The following is an 18,723-nucleotide window of genomic DNA, read 5'->3' on the forward strand; positions in this document are numbered from 1 at the left end:
CAAGCCTTGAGCATTCTGAGCCATTGAGCTCACAGATTTAGATTGAGAGACACGAATATGACACAGCTTTTGAACACTATGCATCATCATCACCATATGCGGTAGCCTTCGGAAGCTCACTGCCGAAGGTCTATTTCCTTCCGGCGGTTGATTTAAAAATATCAAAAACCCTTGGAAGGAATTCCAAGGGTTTTTTGGTTTTATCTTAATAGATTGTTTTATAAGAATTTTTAAATTAACTAATAGGAAGTACCCCATGTCAGAGTCAACAAGATTACGAATCGCTATCCAAAAATCAGGTCGTTTATCGAAAGAATCACAGAAGCTTCTAAAGAGCTGTGGCGTTAAATTTAATGTCAATGAACAGCGCCTTATCGCCCACTCTGACAATATGCCAATCGATCTATTACGTGTTCGTGATGACGATATTCCAGGCCTAGTGATGGATGGCGTTGTAGACCTTGGGATCATTGGCGAGAATGTGCTTGAAGAGGAACAAATCGAGCGTCAAAGCCTTGGAAAACCCGCCGAGTGCGTGAAGCTTCGCGAATTAGACTTTGGTGCTTGCCGTTTATCATTAGCAGTACCCAATGAGTTTGAGTATCAAGATGCCAGTTCACTAGAAGGACTGAGAATAGCCACTTCTTACCCTAACCTGCTACGCCGTTACATGGAGCAGAAAGGCATCAATTACCGTGATTGTATGCTTAAGGGGTCAGTAGAAGTTGCACCGCGTGCAGGCTTATCTGACGGTATTTGTGACCTTGTTTCAACAGGGGCAACCCTCGAGGCAAACGGCCTTTACGAAACCGAAGTGATTTATCGCTCAATGGCTTGCATCATTCAATCGACTCAATCTCAGCCCGATGACAAGCAAGCACTTATCAATAAAATTCTGTCGCGCATCAATGGTGTTGTAAGAGCAAAAGAGAGCAAATACATCTTGCTGCACGCTCCAACAGAAACGCTAGAACAGATTGTAGCCCTGCTTCCTGGTGCTGAAAACCCAACGGTACTGCCACTTAATGATGATACTAACCGTGTTGCTATCCACGCTGTTAGTACTGAAGATCTGTTCTGGGACACGATGGAGCAATTAACTCAGTTAGGTGCCAGCTCTATTTTGGTCATGCCTATCGAAAAAATGATGGGGTAAGCTCATGCAGATCCTCAACTGGCAATCACTCACACCAGCAGCGCAATTAGATGCATTGCAGCGCTCGCCATTAATTGGTGACAACAGCCTCGAGCAAAATGTGGCGAGGATCATTGAAGCCGTTGTGACTAACGGCGATCAGGCGCTAAAAGACTTTAGTCGCGAGTTTGATGGGGTAAACGTAGAAACGCTTAAACTAACGGCTACCCAAATTGAGCAGAGCTGCAAACTGGTACCTGATCCCCTGAAACAGGCTATCGCTCAGGCTAAGGCCAACATTGAGCGATTTCATCAGGCGCAGTTACAACCAATAGTTGATATCGAAACTCAGGCGGGGATCCGCTGTGAGCTTCGCTCTGAGGCGATTGAGCGTGTTGGACTCTATATTCCAGGTGGCACTGCGCCGCTTATATCCACCGTGTTAATGCTAGCAATGCCAGCCAAAATTGCTGGTTGTAACAAACGAGTTTTGGTGAGTCCACCGCCAATTAATGACGCTATCATTTATGCGGCAAATGAGTGTGGTATAGAAGAGATCTATCAAGTTGGTGGCGCGCAAGCGATTGCCGCATTAGCATTTGGCACCGAATCGGTTCCGCAGGTAGATAAAATCTTTGGACCGGGCAATCGTTTTGTCACCGAAGCCAAGCGTGCTGTTAGCCAAGATAATCGCTGCACCGTCAGTATCGATATGCCTGCTGGACCATCAGAAGTATTAATTATTGCTGATGGCCAAGCTAATGCTGATTTTGTCGCTGCGGATCTTTTATCTCAAGCAGAACACGGCGCAGACTCTCAAGTCATGTTAGTCACCGAATCAACCGAGCTCGCAGAAGCGGTCAACACAGCTCTGACTGATCAGCTTAAGCAATTGTCTCGTGCTGAGATAGCAACTACAGCTCTTAAGAGTAGTCGTACGCTAATTGTTGCTAATATGCAGATGGCAGCAGAGGTTTCAAACCAATACGGACCTGAACACCTCATTATTCAAACTGAGCAGCCAAGAGATGTATTAAGTAATATTCGCGCCGCGGGCTCTGTGTTTTTAGGCGCTTATACTCCTGAATCTGTTGGCGACTATGCCAGCGGTACAAATCACGTCCTACCGACCTACGGCTATAGTAAAACGGTTTCGAGTCTATCTTTGGCAGACTTTAGCCGAAGATTTACGGTACAAGAGCTCAATGCTCAAGGCCTACGAACTATTGCTGATAGCGTGATGACTCTTGCGGCGGCAGAGCAACTCGATGCCCACAAGAATGCGATAGCTATTCGAATCGCGAGCCTTAACGGCGTAACTGATGGCACGAATAGCGGCAATGAGGAGCAATAATGAGCACAGTAATTAACGGCTTGAATTTAGCTCAACGCTTGGCCAGACCTGAGCTGCTCAGTCTACAGATCTATCAATCTGCTCGCCGAATTGGCGGTCAGGGGGATATCTGGATTAATGCCAACGAGTCACCATTTAATAATAGTGAGCTTGAAAATCTCAACCGCTACCCTGAATGTCAACCTCCAGAGCTGATAAAAGCTTATAGCCAATACAGCAAAGTCGCAGCTGACAGCATTATTACCAGTCGCGGCGCCGATGAGGCGATTGAGTTACTGATCCGTGCTTTTTGCATACCGGCTCAAGACTGTATCGCAACTTTCGGACCAACTTATGGCATGTATGCCATCAGTGCCAAAACCTTTAATGTGGGTGTAAAAGCGTTATCACTGACTGAAGATTTTCAGCTACCCAGTGATTACCTTTCACAAGTAAACGGCGCTAAGTTGGTCTTTATATGCAATCCCAATAACCCAACAGGCAGTGTGATCCCCCGAGAGAAGGTGATTGAGGTAATCAACAGCTGTCAAGATGCTATCGTGGTTGTGGATGAAGCTTATATCGAATTTAGCCCAGAATTTAGCGTCGCCGATTTAGTCGTAACTTCTGCCAACCTTGTGGTGTTGCGTACTCTGTCAAAAGCATTTGCATTGGCAGGAGCACGCTGCGGCTTCTTGCTCGCGAACCCCAATATTATTGATATTTGCATGCGGGTTATCGCGCCCTACCCTGTGCCGCTTCCTGTCAGTCTCGTTGCTGAAAAGGCACTGAGCAGTGCAGGGCTTGAAACTATGAGCCGACAAGTCAATGACATGAAACAACAGGGCTTGAGGTTAGCGGATGCATTACAGAGCTATGGTGCCAAGGTCGTAACAGCGCACGGTAACTATGTACTTGCTGAGTTTGCAGATAAAGAGCGGGTTCAACAAAAGCTGTCGGAGGCGGGTGTTATCGCCAGATCTTACAGTGATCCACGCCTTAGCCAAGCCATTCGATTTAGTTTTACTAATCAAGCGCAAACAGACTATCTCATTCAACTGTTTCAACAGTAATAGATTTCATAAAAGCTAATAATTAAAAAATAACGATAGCTTGACTGGTTTCAATTTAGTCAAGCGCAAATCTGAAAGGTATACCCGCTATGAAGCAGAAAATTTTATTTATCGACCGAGATGGCACCCTTATCGAAGAGCCTATAACTGATAAACAAGTCGATAGCTTAGCTAAACTCGTGTTTGAACCAAATGTGATCCCTGCCCTATTAAAACTGCAGAATGCGGGTTACAGGCTGGTAATGGTTAGTAACCAAGATGGTCTTGGCACGCCTTCGTTCCCTAAAGATGACTTTGACGCGCCGCAAGATATGATGATGCAGATCTTAAATAGCCAAGGAGTGTTATTTGATGACGTATTGATCTGCCCTCACTTTAACGATGAAAACTGTAGCTGCCGTAAACCTAAGCTTGGCCTAGTCAAAGATTACCTAACTTCTGGCAAGATAGACTTTACTCAGTCTGCTGTGATTGGCGATCGTGAAACTGACCTTGGTCTTGCTGACTCTATGGGCATATTGGGGCTGCAATACCACCCAGAAACACTTAATTGGAATGCGATTGCCGCTAAATTACTGAACAAAAATCGCAGCGCGACAGTGACTCGCACCACCAAAGAAACTGACATCCGTGTCACTGTTGATTTAGACGCAAGCGACAAAGGGGCTATCAACACTGGCATAGGGTTCTTTGACCATATGCTTGAACAGATCTCTACCCACGGCAATTTCAAACTCGAGGTTCAAGTCGATGGCGACTTAGAGATTGACGATCACCACAGTGTAGAAGACACGGCGCTCGCAATCGGTGATGCGCTGCGTCAAGCCCTAGGTGATAAGCGCGGCATTGCACGCTTTGGTAATACATTTCAGCAGGCAATCCCTATGGATGAAGCCAGTGCTAGCTGCCTATTAGACATATCTGGTCGCCCTTTTATCAAGTTCGACGGCGAGTTTGACCGAGAGCTTGTTGGTCAGATGGCCACTGAAATGGTACCGCACTTCTTCCGCTCATTCGCCGATGGCCTGCGCTGCACTCTACACATCAGCACTCAAGGGGATAATGATCACCACAAGGTCGAGAGCTTATTTAAAGTCCTTGGTCGTACTCTTCGCCAAGCCGTTGCGATAGAAGGTGACGCGCTGCCCTCAAGTAAAGGTGTGTTATGACCCAACAAGATAAAACAGCCCTGAGCGGAGATTCAGTCCTGAGCGAAGATTCAGCCTTGAGCGTTAGTTCTGGCTTGAGTAATGAGGATGCGATAATCGGTAATACCGTCATTATTGACACAGGTTGCGCCAATTTAAGCTCTGTACGATACGCTTTTGAACGCTTAATGACTGATATTGAACGTGAGAGCCTATATGTCACCGATGACATCGAGATGATAAAAAACGCTGAGCGGGTAATTTTGCCCGGTGTCGGCACCGCCGCTGCGGCAATGAGTGCTTTACAGAGCAAAGGCTTAGTTCAACTTATTCCAACATTAACTCAACCCGTACTTGGTGTGTGTTTAGGTATGCAGATGCTAACTCGTGTCTCTAAAGAGCGCGGCAATCAGAGTGATGATTGCCCGTGCCTTGATATTATACCGACAGATATTAACCTGCTCGACACCCAAGGGTTGCCCCTACCGCATATGGGCTGGAATCAGCTAGTGCCAGGCTCACATCCTATTTTTGATGGGATCACAACAGGCAGTTATGTGTATTTTGTTCACAGCTACCGAGCGCCAATCAGTGATTACACGATTGCGACGGCGCAGCACGGTGAAACCTTTAGCGCTGCAATCGCTAAAGATAACTTCATTGGCCTGCAGTTCCACCCTGAGAAAAGTGCTGAAGTCGGTGCAAGAATGCTTAAAAACTTCCTGATGATGGGTAAAGCAACATTGAGTCCAACAAATAACCAACTGGCAAATGGCCAGCAAGAGGCGTAGTCATGATTATTCCAGCAATCGATCTTATCGACGGTCAAGTTGTTCGCCTCTACCAAGGGGACTATCAGCAACAAACGACTTTTAACCTTAGCCCTTTAGATCAGCTTAAGTCTTATCAGAAACAAGGTGCTAGCCTTCTGCATATCGTCGATCTCACTGGGGCGAAAGAACCTGAAAGGCGTCAGACCGCGCTCATTTCGGAGTTAGTTAATAATCTGGATACTCCGATCCAAGTCGGCGGCGGTATTCGCACCGAAGCTCAATTAAGCGAGTTGCTAGAAATTGGTGTCAGCCGAGTGGTTATCGGTTCATTGGCCGTGAAAGAGCCCGAGCTTGTAAAGAGCTGGTTTATCAAATATGGCAGTGACGCTATTTGCCTAGCATTAGACGTTAATATTAATGAACAAGGCGAAAAAATTGTCGCCGTATCAGGTTGGCAGTCTGGCGGTGGTAAGAGCTTAGAGTCGCTTGTGGAAGAATTTAAATCCGTTGGTCTAAAACACGCGCTAGTCACAGATATTAGTCGTGATGGCACACTCAAGGGCGCCAATACTGAACTCTATTGCGAAATAGCCAGCCTGTATCCAGAAATCCAATGGCAAGCATCGGGCGGCATTGCGACCTTAGACGACGTTAATGCGGTAAAACAAAGTGGTGCTACAGGCATCATTATCGGCAAAGCGTTACTCATTAACCAGTTTACCGTTGAGGAGGCTATCGCATGTTGGCCAAACGCATAGTTCCCTGCCTCGACGTCAAAGAAGGTAAAGTCGTTAAAGGGGTACAATTTCGAAACCACGAAATAGTCGGTGATATTGTTCCCCTCGCCCAGCGCTACGCTGAAGAAGGCGCCGATGAGTTGGTGTTTTATGATATTACCGCTAGCGCTCACGATAGAGTGATTGATAAGTCATGGGTTAGCCGAGTCGCTGAACGCATTGATATCCCATTTTGCGTGGCCGGCGGCATTAGAACCATTGAACAGGCACGAGAAAAACTCGCCTTTGGCGCAGATAAAATATCCATCAATTCACCCGCGCTAACCGATCCGAGCTTAATTGCACGATTACAGGATGAATTTGGTAGGCAGTGTATCGTCATAGGTATCGACTCCTATTATGACGCGACTAGTGATAGCTATATGGTTAAACAATTCACCGGTGACGAGGCTGCAACCAAAGATACTCAATGGTTCACCCAAGATTGGGTAGAAGAGGTTCAAAAGCAAGGTTGCGGAGAAATAGTGCTTAATGTGATGAACCAAGACGGCGTTCGTCAAGGTTACGATATTAAGCAATTGTCTATGATCAGAAAGATCTGTGACGTGCCATTAATCGCGTCTGGTGGAGCCGGTACCATGGAGCACTTTGCAGAGGTATTTAGCAAAGCCAATGTCGATGCCGCTCTTGCGGCTAGCGTATTCCACAAAGGGATTATTGACATTCAGGCGCTAAAAACTTATCTAAACGGTAAGAATATTGCTGTTCGGATCTAAAGTAAGTGAGATCTTGTCTCAAATTAAGGATGTAACATGACAGATACCAATCAAAACCAGCAATACGGCGATCTAATCAGTCAATTGGACTGGGATAAAACCGATGGCCTAATCCCGGCTGTCGTACAGAACTTTTTAACCGGTAAAGTCTTAATGCTAGGCTATATGGATAAAGCCGCGTTAGACAAGAGCCTATCGACTAAACAAGTCACCTTCTTTAGCCGCAGCAAACAACGACTGTGGACCAAAGGGGAAACCTCAGGTAATACACTTGAATTAGTGGCCATCGATATGGACTGCGACAATGACAGCCTGTTAGTACAAGTGATCCCCAATGGGCCTACTTGCCATAAAGGTACCGAAAGCTGCTGGAAAGATGGTACAGCCCACAGCTTTATCGATAACCTGACAACACTCATCGCATCACGTAAAGGCCAAGATCCACAGTCAAGCTATACCGCTCACCTATTTGAGAGAGGCACCAAACGTATAGCTCAAAAAGTCGGTGAAGAAGGCTTAGAAACAGCCTTGGCCGCGGCAACTAATGATAAGCCAGAGCTGATAGATGAAGCCTCGGATCTTATCTACCACCTGTTAGTGCTATTAGAAGATCAGGATTTAAGTATGCAAGATATCAACTTAAACCTGATGAAAAGACACAATAAGGCTAAGTAGCCAATGTTAAGGGCGTAAGCTAAATTTACGCCCTTTTTCTTTAGCAAGAATAAATTCCGTTTCTGCAAGCTTTAGCAGCATAATATTTCAATTGCCCTCAACTTGAGCCTGCTATTTTACACTATAGAAAACACTGTTTTTACAAAGAGTAAAACCCTCGTTGCCCTAGTGTTGCAAACCTCAACTTCTGATACAATCTGCGCCACTAAAATTAAGCTTCTCAATAATAAAAGTGTGCCCTATGAATCTTGCAGATAAAGTTTTAGTCGTAAATGACAACCTCCCAATTCGTACCGACAAACCTGTTCACTCGGGTAAGGTCCGCAGTGTTTACTGGTTAACCGAAGAAGATAGCGCTCGGTTGATTAAAGATAAAGGTTACGATGTACCAGCCGATGCACCGCTTGCCATTATGGTGATCAGTGACCGTATTTCAGCATTTGATTGCGTATGGCAAGGTGAAAATGGTTTAAATGGCGTTCCTGGTAAAGGTACCGCGCTTAATGCCATCTCAAATCACTGGTTTAAACTTTTCAAAGACAAGGGGCTTGCCGACAGCCATATCCTTGATATCCCTCACCCACTCGTATGGATAGTGCAAAAAGCCCGTCCTGTGATGATTGAAGCGATTGCTCGTCAATATATTACTGGTTCTATGTGGCGCTCATACACCAAAGGTGAGCGTGAATTCTGTGGCATCACTATTCCTGAAGGCTTAGAAAAAGATCAAAAGCTACCAGAGCTATTGATCACTCCTTCTACTAAAGGTGTGCTAACGGGTCTTGAAGGCGTGCCTGAAGCTGATGATGTTAACGTATCGCGCAGCGACATTGAGCGCCACGTTAAAGGCTTTAACTTCAGCAATGAGTCAGATATCGATCTTTACGAGAAATTGCTTAAAGAAGGCTTTGACGTGATTAGCGACGCATTAGCTGAGCACGATCAAATTTTTGTCGATACTAAATTTGAGTTTGGCTACGTCAATGACGCCGCTGGTAATGAAAAGCTCATCTATATGGATGAAGTGGGTACACCTGATAGCTCTCGCATTTGGGATGGTTCATCGCACCGTGATGGTAAGATCATCGAGCAATCTAAAGAAGGCTTTAGACAGTGGCTGCTTAACCATTTCCCAGATCCAGATATCTTGTTAAACAAGAACCGCATGGAAGAGCGTTTCGCACTAGCGAGTGATAACAAGCTACCAGAATCTGTGATGATGGATATCTCGAATACATATGTAGGTATTGCTGAGAAGATCATCGGACAAAAGCTGCAGATCAGTGATAATCCTAAGCAGGAAATCATCGATATCTTGCGCGACGAGTACCAACTTATCGTCTAGTCGATAATAAATGACAGAGGCCCAAGCTTCGTTTGCCGGCCTCTGTTTAGACAAAATAAAAAGCCGCAATTTCAATTGCGGCTTTTTATGGATCAATGTGTGCAGCGCTAGCTCCTAAGTAAGAGACCCTAAGTAAGAGCTCCTAAGTAGGACCCCAAAAGTTATTGGCTACAACACGTTATCGAAAGGATTAACCAAGACTATTTATAAATAGAGCCTTCGCCTTCAGGGCGTGTCTTTAATACCTTCAAGAACCACATATACTGCTCAGGGTAAGCTAAGATCACCTGCTCTACCGCCTTATTCAAGGCAATGGCTTCATTCTCTTTGCCCTGCATGGTTTCAGGGGCGATTGCGGGCATGACAGTTAAATCAAAATGACGCTTAATCTTATCATAACCAATCTTGACTGGCATAACCTGAGCATTACCCGCCTGAGCTAGACGGCCCACAACAGGTAATGTCGCCTTGGTGGTACCAAGGAACGGCGCAAATACACTCTTATCTCGCCCAAGATCTTCATCGGGCAGATAAAAGAAGCTGTTATCTTGCTTAAGCTCAGCAAGCAAGGCTCTGATCCCCGCTTCACGCATATAGATATTGCCCCCTTGGGAGCTACGCATGCGGTTATTAAACCAGTTAAACAGATCATTCTTGTGGGCCTTGGCCATCGAAACCATAGGTAAATCGAGGTTAAGACGTAAACCTGCGTATTCTATTCCCCATACATGGGGCATGATAAAAATCACTGGTTGACCCGCTGCGCGCGCTTTTTCTACATGTTCAAAACCATGCAGTTGCACTCGACGTCTCATATGAGCTCGAGACTTTAGCATCAATTCTGATTGTGCCAGCAAGATCATCACAAAATTTTCGACGTTATCTTTGACTAACGCTTCAATCTCATCAGCGGTTTTTTCAGGGAAACAGGTGGTCAAATTTGCCCTAGCAACCTTAATCGGCTTCTTAGCAATTTTCATCACTAATATAGCTAGAGTACGAGCGATTGGATCCCTTAACCAAGCAGGCATAAGACCAAATACCACCAGCACTAGAATCGCGACCCAGGTTAGCCAATATCTTGGGTGCAACAAACTAAGCTTAAAACGTCGGTCAAAATACTTCGGCTTTCTAGACAAGGATAAAACCTCTACAGCAAATGGAAACAGAAAAAGCCACTCAATTGAGTGGCCTCTTCATTACAGTGCTAAAGCGATTACTTCTTCGCGTTAGCCTCTTCGACGCGGCTTTTGAGCTTCTGTCCCGGACGGAACGTCACAACACGGCGTGCCGAAATTGGGATATCTTCTCCCGTCTTTGGGTTCCTTCCCGGTCTTTGATTCTTGTCCCTCAGGTCAAAGTTGCCAAAGCCAGATAGCTTGACCTGCTCACCACTTTCAAGAGCTTGACGAATTTCTTCGAAAAACGTCTCTACCATCTCTTTCGCTACTCTCTTGTTGATACCTAGCGTTTCAAAAAGATGTTCTGCCATTTCGGCTTTGGTAAGTGCCATACTTTTAGTCCCTCAACGATGCGTTGAACTCGTCTTTCAGAGCAGAAACCACGACGTCTACCATCTCAGCGATTTCTTTCTCTTCCAATGTACGAGCGTTGTCTTGTAATAAGAGTGCTATTGCAAGGCTCTTTTTGCCTTCCTCTACACCTTTACCTCGGTATACATCGAACAAGTTTATGCCAACCAACTGATTTTCGCCAACTTTTCTTATCAATTTTACAACATCATTCGCTGCAACAGCGTCATCAACTACGATGGCGATATCACGGCGGTTAGCTGGAAACTTAGATACAGTCTGGGCTAGCGGCAAATTAGCGTGCAATAAAGCATCTAATTCTAGCTCGAAAATAATTGTTTTTCCGTTTAGGCCAAATGGCTTCTCTAGGCTCGGATGAACCGTACCTATGATACCAATTACGCGATCATCTCTTAGGATTTCAGCACATTGCCCCGGATGAAGCGCTGGATGAGTTGCCGCTCTGAAGCTAAATTCAGCATCAGCAACAGTCAAACCTATGACAGCTTCTAAATCACCTTTTAGGTCGAAGAAGTCAACGGTTTTCGACTCCATTGTCCAATGTTCGTCATTTTGGTTACCAGCAATCACAGCAGCAAGCATTGGTTGCTGTGACACGCCAGATTCTGCTGACTCATTTGGTACGAAGCGCAGGCCCGTCTCAAACAATCTTACGCGGTTCTGCTGACGGCTCTGGTTATAACCTACTGCAGTCAAAAGACCGGTGAACATAGATAGACGCATAGCAGACATTTCAACCGAAATTGGGTTCGGAAGAATCATCGCCTCTGCACCTGGATGCACTAGCTCTTGTTGCTTAGGATCAACAAAGCTATAAGTCACCGCTTCTTGGAAGCCACGAGCCACTAACATGCTGCGAACACGCTTAATGTTAATGTTAGACTCTTTATGGTCTGACATGCTTAGCTGAGCAACAGGCGCGATATTTGGAATGTTGTTGTAACCGTAAATACGGGCAACTTCTTCAATCAAATCTTCTTCAATCGCCATGTCGAAACGGTAAGTTGCCGTGGTTACATTCCACAAGCCTTCACTCACTTCAACGATAAAGCCTAAACGCTCAAGAATCTCTTTAACTTCAGCATCGTCAATATGATGACCCAAAGTCTTATCTAGCTTGCTACGGCGCAATACAATCTGTACTGGCTTAGGTAGATTCTCTTCAGATTTAGCTTCAACAACTGGGCCCGCTTCACCACCACAAATGTCTAATACTAGACGGCTAGCACGATCCATGACTTTTTGTTGAAGTTCTGGGTCAACACCACGTTCGAAACGGTGTGATGCATCAGTATGCAGACCAATCTTACGCGCCTTGCCTAAGATAGCTAGCGGTGCAAAGTAAGCGCACTCAAGTACGATATCAGTGGTTTCAGTGGTTACACCGCTGTGCTCACCACCAAATACACCCGCAAGTGCTAATGGCTTAACTTGGTCAGCAATAATCAGCATGCCTTCAGGAATAGTGATTTCATTGCCATCAAGTAGAGTCAGTTTCTCTTCGCCGTTAGGCTTACGAACCACAATACCGCCATCTAACTTAGCTAAGTCAAATGCGTGCATTGGCTGACCAAACTCAATCAACACAAAGTTCGTGATATCAACGATTGGGTCGATAGAGCGGATACCGCTACGACGCAATTTTTCTTGCATCCATAGTGGTGTGTCAGCTTTAACGTTAACGTTTTTGATCACACGCCCTAAGTAACGACCACATTCTTTAGGCTCTTGAATGTCAACTGTAACTGCATCAGCAATAGTCGCTTCAACCGCATCCCAGGTCGGTTCTGTAACCGATTGACGGTTTAGCACGCCAACTTCACGAGCAAGACCAGCCATACCTAGACAGTCTGCGCGGTTAGCCGTTAAGTCTACATCGATGACAGCATCGTTTAGATCTAAGTATTCACGTACGTCTTGGCCAACAGGTGCATCTAGTGGCAATTCAATGATGCCATCGCTTTCGATATCAACGCCAAGCTCGCCAAATGAGCACAACATACCAAATGATGGTTGCCCACGTAGCTTAGCTTTTTTGATTTTGAAATCGCCAGGTAGCACAGCGCCAACCATAGCAACCGCAACTTTAAGACCTAAACGGCAGTTTGATGCACCGCACACGATATCGATGAGCTCTTCGCCGCCAACATTAATTTTAGTTACGCGTAGTTTGTCTGCATCTGGGTGCTGACCACATTCAACCACTTCACCAACAACAACGCCGCTAAAATCTGCCGCTACAGGCTCAATGCCGTCAACTTCAAGACCGGCCATAGTAATTTGGTGTGATAATTCTTCGCGGTTAACACTTGGGTTAACCCACTCACGAAGCCAAGATTCGCTAAATTTCATGCTATTACAGCTCCGTTTATTTAAATTGCTTCAGGAAGCGTAGGTCGTTTTCAAAGAATGAACGTAAGTCATTAACGCCATAACGCAACATTGAAAGACGTTCAACGCCCATACCGAATGCAAAGCCCGAGTATTTCTCAGGATCGATACCAACGCTGCGCAGTACGTTTGGATGTACCATGCCGCAACCTAATACTTCTAACCACTTACCATTCTTACCCATTACGTCAACTTCAGCAGAAGGCTCAGTGAACGGGAAGTAAGATGGACGGAAACGTACTTCTAAATCTTCTTCAAAGAAATTACGTAAGAAATCGTGCAAAATGCCTTTAAGTTCAGCAAAGTTAACGTTTTCAGCAACAAGTAGACCTTCCACCTGATGGAACATTGGCGTATGTGTTTGGTCGTAATCGTTACGATATACACGGCCAGGAGAGATAATACGTAATGGTGGCTTCTCGTGCTCCATGGTACGGATCTGCACACCTGAAGTTTGCGTACGTAACATCACTTTCGGGTTAAAGTAGAAAGTATCGTGATCCGCACGAGCAGGATGATGCTCAGAGATGTTTAACGCGTCAAAGTTATGAAAGTCATCTTCGATTTCTGGGCCATCTTTAACAACAAAGCCTAGCTCACCGAAGAAAGCTTCAATACGTTCAATGGTGCGCGTAACTGGGTGTAAACCACCGTTCTCGATACGACGACCAGGAAGGCTCACATCAATGCTTTCAGCTTTAAGCTGTGCTTCAAGCTCTGCAGCTTTAAGGCCATCAATACGAATAGAAAGCTGCTGCTGAACCGCCTGCTTTGCTTGGTTTACTGCTTGACCAAAAGCTGGCTTCTCTTCAGGAGGAAGTTTCCCCATCATTTTCATCATGTCGGTGATTTGACCTTTCTTACCAAGGTAATCGACACGGAGGTCATCGAGAGCTTTTAAATCTGTAGCTCCTTCGATGGCGGCTAAAGCCTGTTCTACGATCTCTGTTAACTGTGACATCATCTCTTCCAGTGCAAGTAAGTCCTAGACCTACGACTTTTGGGCTAACGTATTTTCTTTGTGAAAATAGAAAAAGACTAAAATTTTACGTTAGACAGGGGCATTTGACTAGGGCTAATTCACTTTTTTCCATGCTAACTGCCTATTTTGCTTAGTCCTTATACAAGCTATCACTAAATCAGCTTCCTATTATCCATCATGTTGACTTTTCCCCTCATTCACAGGGTCCAGTTATTCCAACTAAGGCGTCTATAAAGTACTTGCTGTTCAACCCGTTTAAAAATTGCCAAACTCACCAGATAAAAACCATGGGCAAACTTATTCAATAACTTACCTATTAGATCGAGTAAAAAGCCAACAAACTCGCATTTATTGTAAAAAAACAGTTAAGGAAACAGCCTAGCATTCCGATAACGAGATAAGTCGTCGCGTTTAAAATAAAGAGAATATGATGAAAGAAGTTAAGTTCCGCTGGGTTGATAAATATCTTATCCATATGACACTCAAAACAAAGTTTGCATTATTAGCGATAATCCCCATCATCACCCTCTTAGGTTTATCGGCTCTGTTGAACAGCGAATACAGACAAAACCTGCTCGATAGCCAAATCACTCAAACCCAAGAGTTCAACCATACACTCAATGAAGCACTCGATGTTGCCTACCAGTATATTCCCGAAGAAAACAAAGCGGCATTCCTGACTGCCATAAAAGGCGACCTGTCTGTCTATCATAAGCAAAATGCCAGCCAGCAAATATCGGCTATGGCCGCTAAAGGTGGTGAGGCTAATATCAATGGGGATATGATAGAAAGCGTCAGCTCTATTGGCTCACAAGGCATTATTACCGTTTTAACCACAGAGCAAAATACAAGCAGCCATAACGAATATGTGGCCTATCTTGCTACAGGCCTATTGATCTTGATTATCCTAATTGTCAGTTACTATATTTCAAGTTTCGTTGGCGGCGCACTCTACACCAACGTCATGGCGCTTAAGAGAGCCGCCCTGGGGGATTTAACAGGTCGACTTAACTTCTTTGAAGTGAAAGATGAGTTCAGTATCCTTGCCATCAGTATCGATACCTTAGTCGAGCGCCAACATAAGCTAGTCAGTGAAATAACCAGTGCCAGTCAACAAATTCACAATGTAGTTCAAGCTTTTAGAAATACAGCTGAGGAAGGTCAATCATTAGCAATGAATCAGCGCCAACATATCGACTCATTAGCGACAGCGATGGAGCAGATGACGGCCGCTGTATCTGAAGTCGCGCGTAATGCAGAACTGTCTTCAGCTGAAACCCAGGAAGCTAATATCCAAGTCGACGCTGGCTCACGAGACATTGCCATTACAGTTGAAGCGATCGGCGGGTTATCGGTAGAAATTGGTGACGCCTCAGAAGCGGTAAACAAGCTCAATGAAAATGCCGCAAAAATCGATGAAGTGGTCACCACAATTAATGCTATTTCTGAACAGACTAACTTATTAGCCTTAAATGCAGCCATTGAAGCGGCACGAGCAGGTGAACAAGGCCGTGGCTTTGCTGTGGTCGCCGATGAGGTTAGGACCCTTGCCGGACGAACTCAAGCAGCAACTGTTGAGATCAAAACCATGATTGAAGCACTACAATCAGGGGCGCGTAACCTTAAGCAAGTCATGCATCGAACCGTAGAGAAAGCTGAAGAAGGTAAGAAACACGTACTAGATACGGGTAAAGACTTGGAAGGCATAGCTCATCACAGTGCCAAAGTCTTCGAGATGAGTGAGTTGATTGCCACATCTGCCGAAGAACAGTCCTCTGTTGCAAACGAGATAGCCACTAATCTTATGGACATTCGCAATCAATCTCATGATGTCGAGCAATCTGCAAATCAATCGGTTTCAGGCTGTGATGAACTACATGCAACTGCCGAACAGCTAGATAAACTGCTTATTGGCTTAAAGGTCTAGTTCTACCAATATAAAAAAGCAGCCATCTGGCTGCTTTTTTAATTCTAAAGAAATTTCACTCACTAAAGCCCGCCTTTGTTTTACAAAAAAACAACAAGACTTATATAATTAGCTAAACAACAAGCCCCATATCTTATTTAGTACGGATACCAATGAAGGGGGGAATTCATTATTTGAGTAGATAATTATACATGGCTAAACTCAATACACAGTATGCAAAATTAACCGACTGGCGCTCAAATTTACCCATGCAGTTTATGTTGGTTCAACTGCTCGTCGCCGCCGTTATCATTATTACCAGCGTGTGGTTTCTCAAAACCATCGAAACTGAGCGCTTGATTGATAACCAAGAGTTTTTGAGTATCAATCAAGGAAAAACCATCGTCGCTAAACTGCAGCAAAAAACCAATAAAATTGAAAACCTCGCCGTATCAATGGGTGCTTTAGGAGAACTGTACCAACATAATCATCAACAGTTACAAACTGCAATACCTGCACTATTAGATCAACCAGGCCAACAAGAAGTCATACTCGGCGGTGGAATATGGCCCGAACCGTTTAAATTTGACCCTAACAATAAAAAAGACAGTTACTTTTGGGCGCGAAACTTTGCCGACGAGCTGATTGCAGTCAACGACTATAACGCTGAGGATATATCGCCCTATTACGATGAAAATTGGTATATTCCAGCAAAATTCTACCCAACAGATACGACCTATTGGTCTAAATCTTATATTGACCCTTTTACCCAAAAGGCGATGCTGACAGCATCCGTTCCTATGTGGCAAGACCATGAGTTCATCGGGGTCTCCACAGTAGATGTAGCACTATCGAGCTTAGATAATTTTTTTAACACTGCAATATCGAGCCAAGGCGGCTATGTATTCGCGCTTGATCAACAAAACCGTTTATTATCCTATCCAGACCTAGACAATAACAACGACGTCGATAAACAGGCACTGTTTCAACCGTTCACTAAATTTGCCCAAGTACACCCCTCTTTCCAGCCTCTTCAAGAAACCATCAAGCAGATTGATGTCGATTTTGTTCAACAGGCAAACCTTAATAAAGCCTATGAAGAAGCACAGCTAGTTAAAATAATTAAAAATATTCCGAAGAATGAACGCGCTAAGCTTGTGGCATTGATAAATCAAAATGCTAATAACAAACTTCAACAGGTAGAACTCGTCGCAAGCCTTCAACTTGATAGCGATCCTAGGCTTAAAGAACCCGTCATTGTTACCGTATTCTTAATGCCGGGAACCTACTGGAAGATTGTCTTAGTCACCCCCATGTCGAGCATCGCCTATAACGCTGAGTCATTAGCAAGCTCTGTCGGCATCTACTTAGTTAGTATACAAATATTTGCGCTGATCCTGCTTTTCATTGTACAGAATAAATTGTTTATCACGCCGATAAGCCGTATGGTTCGCGCGTTAAATGATTCAAATCCAGCCAAAATTGAACTTGAAGCGACAACACGTAATGATGAAATAGGTATGCTCGCCAAAGCCTTTAGTTCTAGGACTCGACAATTAGAAATCGCGCTAGCCAGTTTAGACGCCACTAACCTTGCCTTAGAGCAACAATTAGACGTTCAACAACAATCTAAAACAGAATTAGAAGAGAAAAAAGAGCAGCTTAACTCAGTACTAAATTCCGCTCACAATTTAATATTCATCAAAAACAGAAAAGGTGAATTTACCTTAGTCAACGACCAGTTCTGCAGTGCGTTAGCTCTCAAGCGTGAGAAGATTTTAGGCAACAAAGATCAACTGATAATGCCTAAAGAGATTGCAAAGCTAGATCAAGAAAAAGATCTGATTGTGTTCAATGAAAAGCTTGAATTAAGTTACGAACAAAGCTTTCCACTCGATGGGAAGCAACATATCTATCTCGTCACTAAGTTCCCTATTTTCAATGAGAACAAAGAACTAACCTCTGTCGGTACAATCGCATTTGATATCAGTGCCAACAAAGAAATTGAGCTTAAAAAACGGGCGCAATTTGAGATCCTGAGGCAGGAAACCTCAGATAATATTCGCTTCATTGAAAAGCTTGAGTTGACAAATAAACGTTTACAGAGTGAAAGCCAGCAAGCCAAGTTTGACAATAACCGCCAAAACAACTTCGAAAGGGTCAAGCGTGAGAATCAAACCCTGTACCCTTCTCTTGTCTCAACAATTGTAAAGCCCATATTCAGAAAACAAGATGATTTAGCGGCCAGTGCTTACAGACTTGCAAATGGCGAGATTAATGTGACCGACTTTAACACCAAACTAGCTGCACAAACTGAGCGACTAAGACATCTTGAGTATCTATTTTCCGCCCAAGATTATATCGCCAAGCCTATAGACTTAGTCTCGCTGCTTGAACATATTGTCGCGCTGTTGCAACCCAAATTAATCGCGAAGAGTATTGTTTTAGAGATAGATAGCGATAAGAGGTTCATCGTCGAAGGAGTCCATTGGCATTTCTTGCTAATTTTTTATCGAGCGATCAGTAATACCATTACCGATGCGTTTTATCAGCAAGGCACGGCTCACAAGATGAAGGTTGGCTTAAGCAAAGATAGTCAGCAAATTGTGATGACCATATATGATAATGGCAAAGGCTTCGATAATACTCAATTAGCAGACCTTCAGAGGACGCTTGAGCAAGCAGAAGTGAAAGGAACCCTATCGGCACTCTCTGTGTGGTTAAAGAGTGAGTTTAACGGCAAAGTTAGCGTGACACGCTTACCAATAGAGTCAGGATTTAACACTTTGGTAAGCTACAACTTATCGACTTAAATTAACGAAAAAGACACCTCACAACGGAAAATGTGCGGGTGTCTTTTCTAGCCGTTCTATCTATAGGCGTGAAGAACGAGTCT

Annotated in this window: 15 protein-coding genes; 11 read left to right on the forward strand and 4 right to left on the reverse strand. The window is 44.4% G+C overall.

All coding sequences use genetic code 11. The features are described from left to right. Positions 1 to 256: 256 nt before the first annotated feature. From hisG to Q1A86_RS12165, 9 genes are all read left to right on the forward strand, one after another. On the forward strand, positions 257 to 1,156 hold the full coding sequence (gene hisG / locus Q1A86_RS12125) for an ATP phosphoribosyltransferase (RefSeq protein ID WP_299806863.1): 900 nt from the start codon (positions 257 to 259) through the stop codon (positions 1,154 to 1,156). Positions 1,157 to 1,160: 4 nt separating this feature from the next. Further along, on the forward strand, positions 1,161 to 2,489 hold the full coding sequence (gene hisD, locus Q1A86_RS12130; RefSeq protein WP_299806865.1) for a histidinol dehydrogenase: 1,329 nt from the start codon (positions 1,161 to 1,163) through the stop codon (positions 2,487 to 2,489). Then, entirely contained in the window at positions 2,489 to 3,541 is a 1,053-nt protein-coding gene (gene hisC / locus Q1A86_RS12135; RefSeq protein WP_299806867.1) for a histidinol-phosphate transaminase, read from the forward strand. The genes hisD and hisC overlap by 1 nt, the downstream gene beginning before the upstream one ends. An 89-nt stretch (positions 3,542 to 3,630) precedes the next feature. Continuing rightward, positions 3,631 to 4,710: a bifunctional histidinol-phosphatase/imidazoleglycerol-phosphate dehydratase HisB gene (gene hisB / locus Q1A86_RS12140; protein ID WP_299806869.1), complete on the forward strand. Its 1,080-nt coding sequence runs from the start codon at positions 3,631 to 3,633 to the stop codon at positions 4,708 to 4,710. After that, a complete protein-coding gene (gene hisH / locus Q1A86_RS12145; RefSeq protein WP_299806871.1) occupies positions 4,707 to 5,480 on the forward strand; it encodes an imidazole glycerol phosphate synthase subunit HisH in 774 nt (257 codons plus the stop codon). The genes hisB and hisH overlap by 4 nt, the downstream gene beginning before the upstream one ends. Positions 5,481 to 5,482: 2 nt before the next feature. Beyond that, positions 5,483 to 6,220, forward strand: coding sequence for a 1-(5-phosphoribosyl)-5-[(5-phosphoribosylamino)methylideneamino]imidazole-4-carboxamide isomerase (gene hisA, locus Q1A86_RS12150; RefSeq protein ID WP_299806873.1), 738 nt, complete (start codon positions 5,483 to 5,485; stop codon positions 6,218 to 6,220). After that, positions 6,202 to 6,975, forward strand: a complete 774-nt coding sequence (hisF, locus tag Q1A86_RS12155) for an imidazole glycerol phosphate synthase subunit HisF (protein ID WP_299806875.1) — start codon at positions 6,202 to 6,204, stop codon at positions 6,973 to 6,975. The genes hisA and hisF overlap by 19 nt, the downstream gene beginning before the upstream one ends. A gap of 36 nt (positions 6,976 to 7,011) precedes the next feature. Continuing rightward, on the forward strand, positions 7,012 to 7,650 hold the full coding sequence (gene hisIE / locus Q1A86_RS12160; RefSeq protein WP_299806877.1) for a bifunctional phosphoribosyl-AMP cyclohydrolase/phosphoribosyl-ATP diphosphatase HisIE: 639 nt from the start codon (positions 7,012 to 7,014) through the stop codon (positions 7,648 to 7,650). Between the two features lie 241 nt (positions 7,651 to 7,891). Next, positions 7,892 to 8,995 (forward strand): phosphoribosylaminoimidazolesuccinocarboxamide synthase, encoded by a 1,104-nt coding sequence (locus tag Q1A86_RS12165; RefSeq protein ID WP_299806879.1) that lies wholly within the window; start codon positions 7,892 to 7,894, stop codon positions 8,993 to 8,995. A 200-nt stretch (positions 8,996 to 9,195) separates the two neighbouring features. Here Q1A86_RS12165 and lpxM read toward each other — a convergent pair whose 3' ends face one another. The 4 genes from lpxM to pheS form a co-directional block, all read right to left on the reverse strand. Continuing rightward, positions 9,196 to 10,134 (reverse strand): lauroyl-Kdo(2)-lipid IV(A) myristoyltransferase, encoded by a 939-nt coding sequence (gene lpxM, locus Q1A86_RS12170; RefSeq protein WP_299806881.1) that lies wholly within the window; start codon positions 10,132 to 10,134, stop codon positions 9,196 to 9,198. Positions 10,135 to 10,211: 77 nt separating this feature from the next. Further along, positions 10,212 to 10,508: an integration host factor subunit alpha gene (gene ihfA / locus Q1A86_RS12175; protein WP_012142935.1), complete on the reverse strand. Its 297-nt coding sequence runs from the start codon at positions 10,506 to 10,508 to the stop codon at positions 10,212 to 10,214. A 4-nt stretch (positions 10,509 to 10,512) separates the two neighbouring features. After that, the gene (gene pheT, locus Q1A86_RS12180) at positions 10,513 to 12,900 is read right to left on the reverse strand and encodes a phenylalanine--tRNA ligase subunit beta (protein WP_299806886.1); all 2,388 of its coding nucleotides are present in this window, start codon (positions 12,898 to 12,900) and stop codon (positions 10,513 to 10,515) included. 16 nt (positions 12,901 to 12,916) lie between these two features. Continuing rightward, the gene (gene pheS, locus Q1A86_RS12185; RefSeq protein ID WP_220761390.1) at positions 12,917 to 13,900 is read right to left on the reverse strand and encodes a phenylalanine--tRNA ligase subunit alpha; all 984 of its coding nucleotides are present in this window, start codon (positions 13,898 to 13,900) and stop codon (positions 12,917 to 12,919) included. A 451-nt stretch (positions 13,901 to 14,351) separates the two neighbouring features. Here pheS and Q1A86_RS12190 point away from each other — a divergent pair, with 451 nt between their 5' ends. Next, the gene (locus Q1A86_RS12190) at positions 14,352 to 15,848 is read left to right on the forward strand and encodes a methyl-accepting chemotaxis protein (protein WP_299807065.1); all 1,497 of its coding nucleotides are present in this window, start codon (positions 14,352 to 14,354) and stop codon (positions 15,846 to 15,848) included. Positions 15,849 to 16,039: 191 nt separating this feature from the next. Continuing rightward, complete coding sequence (locus Q1A86_RS12195; protein ID WP_299806888.1) at positions 16,040 to 18,640, forward strand: cache domain-containing protein; 2,601 nt, start codon at positions 16,040 to 16,042, stop codon at positions 18,638 to 18,640. Positions 18,641 to 18,723 lie beyond the last annotated feature (83 nt).

This window comes from uncultured Shewanella sp. (assembly GCF_947497935.1).
Classification (GTDB): domain Bacteria; phylum Pseudomonadota; class Gammaproteobacteria; order Enterobacterales; family Shewanellaceae; genus Shewanella.

Excerpts from the sequence above, each read along its gene's own strand:
- hisG (WP_299806863.1), top strand. The coding sequence starts at position 257 with ATGTCAGAGTCAACAAGATTACGAATCGCTATCCAAAAATCAGGTCGT.
- hisD (WP_299806865.1), top strand. The coding sequence starts at position 1,161 with ATGCAGATCCTCAACTGGCAATCACTCACACCAGCAGCGCAATTAGAT.
- hisC (WP_299806867.1), top strand. The coding sequence starts at position 2,489 with ATGAGCACAGTAATTAACGGCTTGAATTTAGCTCAACGCTTGGCCAGA.
- hisB (WP_299806869.1), top strand. The coding sequence starts at position 3,631 with ATGAAGCAGAAAATTTTATTTATCGACCGAGATGGCACCCTTATCGAA.
- hisH (WP_299806871.1), top strand. The coding sequence starts at position 4,707 with ATGACCCAACAAGATAAAACAGCCCTGAGCGGAGATTCAGTCCTGAGC.
- hisA (WP_299806873.1), top strand. The coding sequence starts at position 5,483 with ATGATTATTCCAGCAATCGATCTTATCGACGGTCAAGTTGTTCGCCTC.
- hisF (WP_299806875.1), top strand. The coding sequence starts at position 6,202 with ATGTTGGCCAAACGCATAGTTCCCTGCCTCGACGTCAAAGAAGGTAAA.
- hisIE (WP_299806877.1), top strand. The coding sequence starts at position 7,012 with ATGACAGATACCAATCAAAACCAGCAATACGGCGATCTAATCAGTCAA.
- Q1A86_RS12165 (WP_299806879.1), top strand. The coding sequence starts at position 7,892 with ATGAATCTTGCAGATAAAGTTTTAGTCGTAAATGACAACCTCCCAATT.
- ihfA (WP_012142935.1), bottom strand. The coding sequence starts at position 10,508 with ATGGCACTTACCAAAGCCGAAATGGCAGAACATCTTTTTGAAACGCTA.
- pheT (WP_299806886.1), bottom strand. The coding sequence starts at position 12,900 with ATGAAATTTAGCGAATCTTGGCTTCGTGAGTGGGTTAACCCAAGTGTT.
- pheS (WP_220761390.1), bottom strand. The coding sequence starts at position 13,900 with ATGTCACAGTTAACAGAGATCGTAGAACAGGCTTTAGCCGCCATCGAA.
- Q1A86_RS12190 (WP_299807065.1), top strand. The coding sequence starts at position 14,352 with ATGAAAGAAGTTAAGTTCCGCTGGGTTGATAAATATCTTATCCATATG.
- Q1A86_RS12195 (WP_299806888.1), top strand. The coding sequence starts at position 16,040 with ATGGCTAAACTCAATACACAGTATGCAAAATTAACCGACTGGCGCTCA.